Raw genomic sequence first — 6,365 nt, forward strand, 5'->3', positions numbered from 1 at the left:
GCCGACCCGAGAATCAGCGGCTACGAACTCTCTGCACGGCGCCCAGCTGACGTAACCAGACGCGAGTACCGATCAGTAGTTACGGGACAACGCTTAGGCTGCGGTCATGCCAGAACTGACCCTCGCCGCCGACGAGGCGCGGCGGATCTTCCTGCGTGCTCAGGGCCTTCTCGGAGCCGCGTACGGCAGGCGCGGCAACCCCCGAGCCGTGCTGGACCAGCTGGGCGCTGTGCAGCTCGACACCATTTCCGTGCTGGCCCGCTCGCACGAGCTGGTGCCCTACGCCCGGCTCGGCGCGGTCGGCCGCGACGCGGTGGACGCGGCGTACTGGCAGCACACCCGCGCGTTCGAGTACTGGTCGCACGCTGCCTGTGTACTCCCCATAGACGCCTGGCCGTTGTACGCCTTCAGGCGCCGGGCCTTTGTCGAACGCGGCCACCGTTGGCACAAGATGGCCGACAGAGAACGTTCCTGCGCCGAGGTGCTGGCCCGGCTGCGCGGTGAGGGCCCCATGACGGCCACCGAACTGGGCGGTGCCAAGAACGGCGGCCCCTGGTGGGACTGGTCGGAGTCGAAGATCGCCATCGAATGGCTGCTGGACACGGGTGTGGTCGTCTGCACCGAACGCCGGGGCTGGAAACGGGTCTACGACCTGGCCGAACGGGCGGTGCCCGCCGAGCTGCTGGCGCAGGACATGGACGACACGGCCTGCCTGCGCGAACTCACCGCGCGGGCCGGGGCGGCGCTGGGAGTCGCCACGGTGAAGGACCTCGCGGACTACCAACGGCTGACGGTGGAACAGGTCCGCTCGGCGCTGCCCGACAGCGGACTGGTCGAGGTACAGGTCGCCGGCTGGGGCAAGGACGGCCGTACGGCAGCCGCGTGGGCCGACCCTGCCACCCTGGAGGAACAGCCGCGCGGCCGCCACCGCACCACGCTGCTCTCGCCCTTCGACTCACTGGTGTGGGACCGGGCGCGCACCGAACGAGTCTTCGGCTTCACCCACCGCCTGGAGGCCTACGTCCCCAAGGACAAGCGCGTGCACGGCTACTTCGCCATGCCACTGCTGACGGGCGGACGCCTGGTGGGCAGGGTGGACCCGGCCCGCGAGGGACAGACCCTGGTGGCCCGTCAGATCTCACTGGCCGGCGCCAAACACGTACCGGCTGCGGCGAAAGCACTCCGGGAGGCCGCCGAGTGGGTCGGCTGCACAGACGTACGCGCCGAGCGAGTACTGCCCGAAACACTCACCACCCCACTCACCACCACGCTCGCCACGGCCTGATCACTCCCCTGCGGCCTCCCGCGGGCGCCGGGGAAGCCGTATGGCCCTCACCGGGGTGCGAGGGCTGTACGGCTGGCTTGCTGCGGCCCGCTACGGGCGGTTCGCCGCTGCCATCACGCGGGAGCGCAGAGGCTCGGCGGTCAGCATGTCGGCGAACTGCCAGGAGTAGTTCGTGACCTCTTCCTCTTGCAGCTCGACGGCGTCGGCGGTGGTCCGGAACAGGAACCGGAAGTCGAAGTGCAGGTGTTCCGGCTCGCCCTTGCGGTCGTTCGCCGGGATCGAGTGAACGTCGATGTGGAGGGGAGCGTCGCTGGCCGGTTCGACCTGGTCACTGCTGATGCCGGTTTCCTCGGCCAGCTCCCGCAGAGCGGCCTCCTGAAGCGTCGTGTCGCTGTCCTCGACGTGTCCGCCGGGCAGCAACCACTTGCGCAGGGCCCGGTGCTCGATGGTGAGGACGCGGCCGTCGGGGCGGACGAGGGCGGCGCCGGCGGTGACGTGTCCGCGGAACTCCCCGCGGGAGGCGACCGAATCGCCGGCCTGTCCCACGACCTCGTCCACGGCCGAAAGGGCGTCCTTCTCCTCCGGGTGGTCGGCGAGGTAGGCGGCGACGGTGTCGCGCACGTGCTGTGCGGTGATCGGCATGGGGTGCTTCTCCTAGCGGTTGAAGTAGTCCAGCCACGTTCCGGCGATCGCCGCCCGTTCGGCGGCGTCGACCTCGTGGTTGGGCGTAAGGCGCAGGACAGGTGCTGGACCCGCCCGCGCAGGGAGTGGGGTGGGCACCCGGGTGGGGGCTGGAGCTTGCGGGGGCGCCAGCCGTCGGGTGGGCAGGGGGTACACCCGGAGGGAGTACCGGGCGTCGTAGTTCGTCACGGTGAAGACGAAGGCCCGACCGGCGGCGAGGGCGTGTAGGGTCTGTTCGCACGCGTGATCCCTGCTCACCCAAGAGCGCTCAGGCTCAGATGAAGTACTTGGTCAAGCAGCTCAAAGGCGCTGGTGCTACTCAGCAGGCTTGGTTTCGGCCGGGGCCCGGATGGCAGCGGCCATCTGCTCGGCCACGTCCGCGCGCACCATACCCAGGTGCACGTATGCCTTTCCGTTGTGGGTGACCATTGGGCGCACGCTGGCCCAGACGCTTTCGGGGAAGCCGAGGCCCGCCAGGGCTTCGCGGATGGCATCCGCCGCTTTGGTGGCCGCATTACTGCCGCAGCGGTACGTCTGCATGTCCATCGTCATTGGTGAGCCCCAGAGGCGTGGTCGCGGACGTTTGTGGCGTGCTTGGCGGCCTGCGTGATCTGCCCGAGTTCCTTGGCCGCCATCAGGTGCTGCCACTCGGACTGGCACGTCGTGCAGTCCCGGACCGGGGCGCAGTCCAGCAACCAGGCGTTGAAACCGATGGGGAGCTCTACGGATCGTTCCTGGGTGGTCTTGTGTCTCGTGGCCATGACCAGCAGCTTCGGACTGTGAAGGCCCCGGTGCCTACGGCATTGCACGCAATTGCAGGGCAGTTCATCCGAGCGTGTCCATGACCGCCATGATCATCGAGCGGGCTTTCGCTCCGTACGCCGCATGGTTGGCCAGTTCGGCGAACGTCTCGGCGTACATGGTGACTTCGCGGGGCTGCGTGATGGTGAGGTAGCCGGAGACCAGCTCGACGTTGACCTGAGCCGTGTCAAAGATCCAAAATCCTTCCACCGGCATCCGTGACCGGTCAAGGCACGTGCGCACAACACCCAGGCTGACGTTGGGCAGAGCAGCGACCCTGAGTAGGTGCTCAAGCTGTTCGACCTGCGTGTCGGGCGCGCCCAGCGCGTTCCGCAGTACCGGCTCCTCGATCAGGAACGCGAAGCGTCGGTGCCCGTCGTACAGCACCCGCTGTCGCTCCATCCGTGCGGCCACCGCGTCAGCGACGTCGTCGACTTGGACGCGCCGCCGCTGGACGCCTTGCAGAACGTCCTCTGTATAGCTGTACGTCTGGATCAGTCCGGGAATGAGGCCTGGCGAGTAGGAACGGAACCAGCGTGTTCGCTCGTACAGCGGCAAGCGGGCCTGCTGCGCCTGTCGGAGCCCCGCGCGCTCCATCCGACGCCATTCCACCCACATACCTTCCACGGCCCGCAAAGAAGCGACCAGGTCCTCTGTCTGGTCGTCCGCGCCGCAGGCATGGCACCACGCCCTGATGTCGTCGGTGGACGGGGAGGTCTTGGCGGTCGCTATCCGCGACACCTTCGACGGGTGCCACCCGCACGCCTGGGCGAGCCGCTTGCCGTCGAGCCCGGCGTCCTTGGAGATCTCCCGGAGACGATCGGCGAGGACTTGCCGGGCGGCTTGAACACTCGATGAAGCGGGCATGGCGTGGGCCGGTCAGACCGGCTTGTACTCCTCGTGCGACGTCGCGCGTTCCCACACCGTCTCGAATGCGGTGCTGACCATGTCCACGACCGCCGGCTCGGTGCGCCACTCACGGTCAACTACTTCTCCGACTCCGGAGAAGTAGGTGAACAGCACCGAGGAGTTGTCGAACATCCACAGGTCGGTCCCCGGGAGCGGGATGTCCGCCGCCCCGCGCCGAGGCAGCCAGCGGACCAACTCCCCGGCAGCAACATTCGGGAACGTCACGTCGTACTCGTACTTGATGTAGTCCGTCACTGGCTCCGAGACGATCCGAGCGCGGCGCAGCGTGACTCCGCGGCCCTTCATCTCAGCCACCACGTCAAGGAAGGGACGCCACCACGTCGACCGGTCGGCGGTGGGGTCGAGGCGCTTGCCGTTCTGCCATGCGATGAACTCGGGGTCGCTGGGCTGGTAGGCGTCGCGCATTTCGAGGTGAACGGCTGAGTGCTTGGCTCCGGCCAGGCCTTCAAGGACGGGGTTCGTCACCGGCGTTGTCCTCCGGGCGCGGGATGTACTGCAACATGACCTCGGGCAGGCGGATGATCGTCTCGTGGTCCGGCACCTCCGTGGAGTGTCCGGGGATGGAACCGATCTCCTGGCACGCCTTCACGTCCTCTTCCGTGGCCTTGTACGACTGGATCAGCAGGTCCCCTGTGTCCTCGTCCAGCCAGATCGTCGGCGAGTCCGTGTCGGGCGTGTTCGGGATGATCCCGAGAAAACGTAGCCGCATACCTACTCCGTCCGTCGATGCGGTTGCAGCCGATTGCACGACAATCCCTCTCTCGACGGAGAGCGTCAAGACGGCATTGCGACCAAGATCTCCCCCCTGCGGGCGACGACAGACCGTTCAACGGGACGCCGTCGAGAACGTCGGCCTCGCTGACGTTTTGACCCCAAAACTGTCGGCCTGGCTGACATCTGGTCGGCGATGTGACTACTCAGGAGGTACACATCTCAGGCGTTGTGTACCTCCTGGGGTGACAGATCGTCAGATGTGCAGGCCGCTGACCAGTGTGTTCTTGATCTGCGTAAGTATTAAGGTGGTTGAGGTCGACCCGCAGGCGCCGGCCGGACCCCTTGTGGCTGAGGCGGCTTCGCGTGCGGGCCCCTGGGCCCGCGCAGACCATGGGCGGCACCAGCGGCTCTGAGTCTCGGGCGGTACCGACCATGACGAACAAGCACCAGCAGACGGAGGCGGCCTCCGTGGGGAGTTCCGCCGCCCGCCGTAATTCACGCTTTCCGACACCCGGGGTGCCGTTCTGTGGCTTTAGCTGGTGGTGGCGAGGTTGGCGATCTGGGCGGCGAACCGGGTGCGTCGTTGTTCGGTGAAGTGTTCTGGTTCAGCGGCTTTGATCTTCGGAATCGGCATGACGGGGGATGAGATCGCGCCGTCGGTGAGGAGGGGGTGGAGCTGGTAGAGGCCGTCTTTGAGGCTCCAGGCGAGTCCGCAGTCGCGGAGTTGTTTGAAGCCGCGGTTTACGGTCGGTTTGCTGGCGCCGAGTTCGGCGCACATTTCGTTCTGGCTGATGGCGGCGGTGCCGGTGTCCGGGTCACTGAGGTACAGAAGGTGGTCCAGGACGCGACGGCCGGCTGTGGAGACGTCGACCAGGGCCAGGAGGCGCAGGGCGTCACGGGAGATCGTGACAGGGGCCTCTGTGGGAGGACTGGGGACGTAAGAGCTGCTCACGGATCCTCACCGCTTCCGATCAGGTCGATGCTGCAACGAGGATATGTCGCACGTGGTCATGCACTCGCCTTGCGGGTGGGCCGACGCTGTCGAAGCGGGACGACTCTCTCCTTGCGGCGGGCTTTATCGGCGGCCTTCTTCTCGTCCTGCCGTGCCTGGCGCCACTCGCTGGGGTAGTCGGGGTGCGGGATGACGCAGGCTGGGCCCGGGGCGCTGTTCCAGAGTGTCTGCCATCTTTCCTGCTCACCGGAGGTGCCAGCCACCGTCAACCACGGGTTCAACTGGAGGATGCCGCGCTTGGCTGTGCGCATCCAGCCGATGTGTGTGAAGAACTGGCTGGCCTCGTTCACGGATGCAGCAGACAGTTTGCACCGGGCCTGAAGGTCGCGCTGGTTGGTCTTCACGAAGCCGCGAGCGGCGACGCGGATCTGATCGTCGGTACGGTTGGCGTTCTGCAGCGCCACGAGCTTGCACCAGACCTGGAACCAACTCCCGGGCATCTTGAGGCTGCCGAGCACGTCCATCAGCAGACGGGCGTCCAGCACGTAACCACTGCACTCTGCGCTCGCGGCGAACTCACGACCCTTGATCTTCTCCACGCCCAGAATCAAGCCGCCCTTGCCGTCAGCCCGCGCGACGACTCGCTCGCCGGGGCGGACGATCGGCAGCTGTTCCATCAGCACAGTCCTTCAGTGGTGATCAACGTTTGGAGCAAGGTAGCACCAGGTAAACCGGCTTGTTCTGGAGAAGCAGAACAAGCACGGCCTCCCAAGTATCTGACGGTCCGTCAGGTGCCGAGTGGCTTTGTTCTAGGTTTCCAGAACACTCAGGGACCGTTTGTTCTGGAAATCTAGAACAAACGACTTCGTAACGCTGCAGGTCAGAGGTGGTTTCCGCGCGGAACGCTCTTACTGGCTCTAACAAAAGCGGCTGATCATGAGTCTGTCGGCCTCTCTGCTCGTAGGTGTGGGTATGGGAAACCGTCAGTCGCGGCCGTGGATC

At 66.3% G+C, this 6,365-nt stretch carries 9 protein-coding genes; 1 reads left to right on the plus strand and 8 read right to left on the minus strand.

What is annotated here, in order from left to right:
• Window positions 1-106 precede the first annotated feature (106 nt).
• A complete protein-coding gene (locus KUM03_RS29110; RefSeq protein WP_217253112.1) occupies window positions 107-1,285 on the plus strand; it encodes a winged helix-turn-helix domain-containing protein in 1,179 nt (392 codons plus the stop codon).
• Between the two features lie 90 nt (window positions 1,286-1,375).
• On the opposite strand, the gene KUM03_RS29115 is transcribed toward KUM03_RS29110, so the two are convergent.
• The 8 genes from KUM03_RS29115 to KUM03_RS29150 all read right to left on the minus strand — a co-directional run bounded on the left by KUM03_RS29115 (window position 1,376) and on the right by KUM03_RS29150 (window position 6,040).
• On the minus strand, window positions 1,376-1,927 hold the full coding sequence (locus KUM03_RS29115) for an NUDIX hydrolase (protein WP_217253114.1): 552 nt from the start codon (window positions 1,925-1,927) through the stop codon (window positions 1,376-1,378).
• 354 nt (window positions 1,928-2,281) lie between these two features.
• Complete coding sequence (locus KUM03_RS29120; RefSeq protein WP_254400062.1) at window positions 2,282-2,518, minus strand: hypothetical protein; 237 nt, start codon at window positions 2,516-2,518, stop codon at window positions 2,282-2,284.
• Window positions 2,515-2,727 carry a hypothetical protein gene (locus KUM03_RS29125; RefSeq protein ID WP_217253115.1) on the minus strand — a complete coding sequence of 71 codons (213 nt, stop codon included), beginning with the start codon at window positions 2,725-2,727 and terminating at the stop codon, window positions 2,515-2,517. The genes KUM03_RS29120 and KUM03_RS29125 overlap by 4 nt, the downstream gene beginning before the upstream one ends.
• Before the next feature lie 64 nt (window positions 2,728-2,791).
• Window positions 2,792-3,634, minus strand: a complete 843-nt coding sequence (locus tag KUM03_RS29130) for a helix-turn-helix transcriptional regulator (protein WP_217253116.1) — start codon at window positions 3,632-3,634, stop codon at window positions 2,792-2,794.
• A 12-nt stretch (window positions 3,635-3,646) separates the two neighbouring features.
• Window positions 3,647-4,162, minus strand: coding sequence for a DUF6879 family protein (locus KUM03_RS29135; protein WP_217253119.1), 516 nt, complete (start codon window positions 4,160-4,162; stop codon window positions 3,647-3,649).
• Window positions 4,143-4,406 (minus strand): hypothetical protein, encoded by a 264-nt coding sequence (locus tag KUM03_RS29140; protein ID WP_217253121.1) that lies wholly within the window; start codon window positions 4,404-4,406, stop codon window positions 4,143-4,145. The genes KUM03_RS29135 and KUM03_RS29140 overlap by 20 nt, the downstream gene beginning before the upstream one ends.
• Window positions 4,407-4,943: 537 nt before the next feature.
• Window positions 4,944-5,363 (minus strand): helix-turn-helix domain-containing protein, encoded by a 420-nt coding sequence (locus tag KUM03_RS29145; protein ID WP_217253123.1) that lies wholly within the window; start codon window positions 5,361-5,363, stop codon window positions 4,944-4,946.
• Between the two features lie 56 nt (window positions 5,364-5,419).
• Window positions 5,420-6,040, minus strand: a complete 621-nt coding sequence (locus KUM03_RS29150) for a hypothetical protein (protein ID WP_217253125.1) — start codon at window positions 6,038-6,040, stop codon at window positions 5,420-5,422.
• Window positions 6,041-6,365: the final 325 nt, after the last annotated feature.

Origin of the sequence: Streptomyces sp. AC602_WCS936, assembly GCF_019049125.1 — a bacterium.
GTDB lineage: Bacteria > Actinomycetota > Actinomycetes > Streptomycetales > Streptomycetaceae > Streptomyces.

Coding starts and splice junctions, on each gene's coding strand:
- KUM03_RS29140 (WP_217253121.1), bottom strand. CDS start 4,406: ATGCGGCTACGTTTTCTCGGGATCATCCCGAACACGCCCGACACGGAC.
- KUM03_RS29115 (WP_217253114.1), bottom strand. CDS start 1,927: ATGCCGATCACCGCACAGCACGTGCGCGACACCGTCGCCGCCTACCTC.
- KUM03_RS29130 (WP_217253116.1), bottom strand. CDS start 3,634: ATGCCCGCTTCATCGAGTGTTCAAGCCGCCCGGCAAGTCCTCGCCGAT.
- KUM03_RS29120 (WP_254400062.1), bottom strand. CDS start 2,518: ATGACGATGGACATGCAGACGTACCGCTGCGGCAGTAATGCGGCCACC.
- KUM03_RS29150 (WP_217253125.1), bottom strand. CDS start 6,040: ATGGAACAGCTGCCGATCGTCCGCCCCGGCGAGCGAGTCGTCGCGCGG.
- KUM03_RS29125 (WP_217253115.1), bottom strand. CDS start 2,727: ATGGCCACGAGACACAAGACCACCCAGGAACGATCCGTAGAGCTCCCC.
- KUM03_RS29110 (WP_217253112.1), top strand. CDS start 107: ATGCCAGAACTGACCCTCGCCGCCGACGAGGCGCGGCGGATCTTCCTG.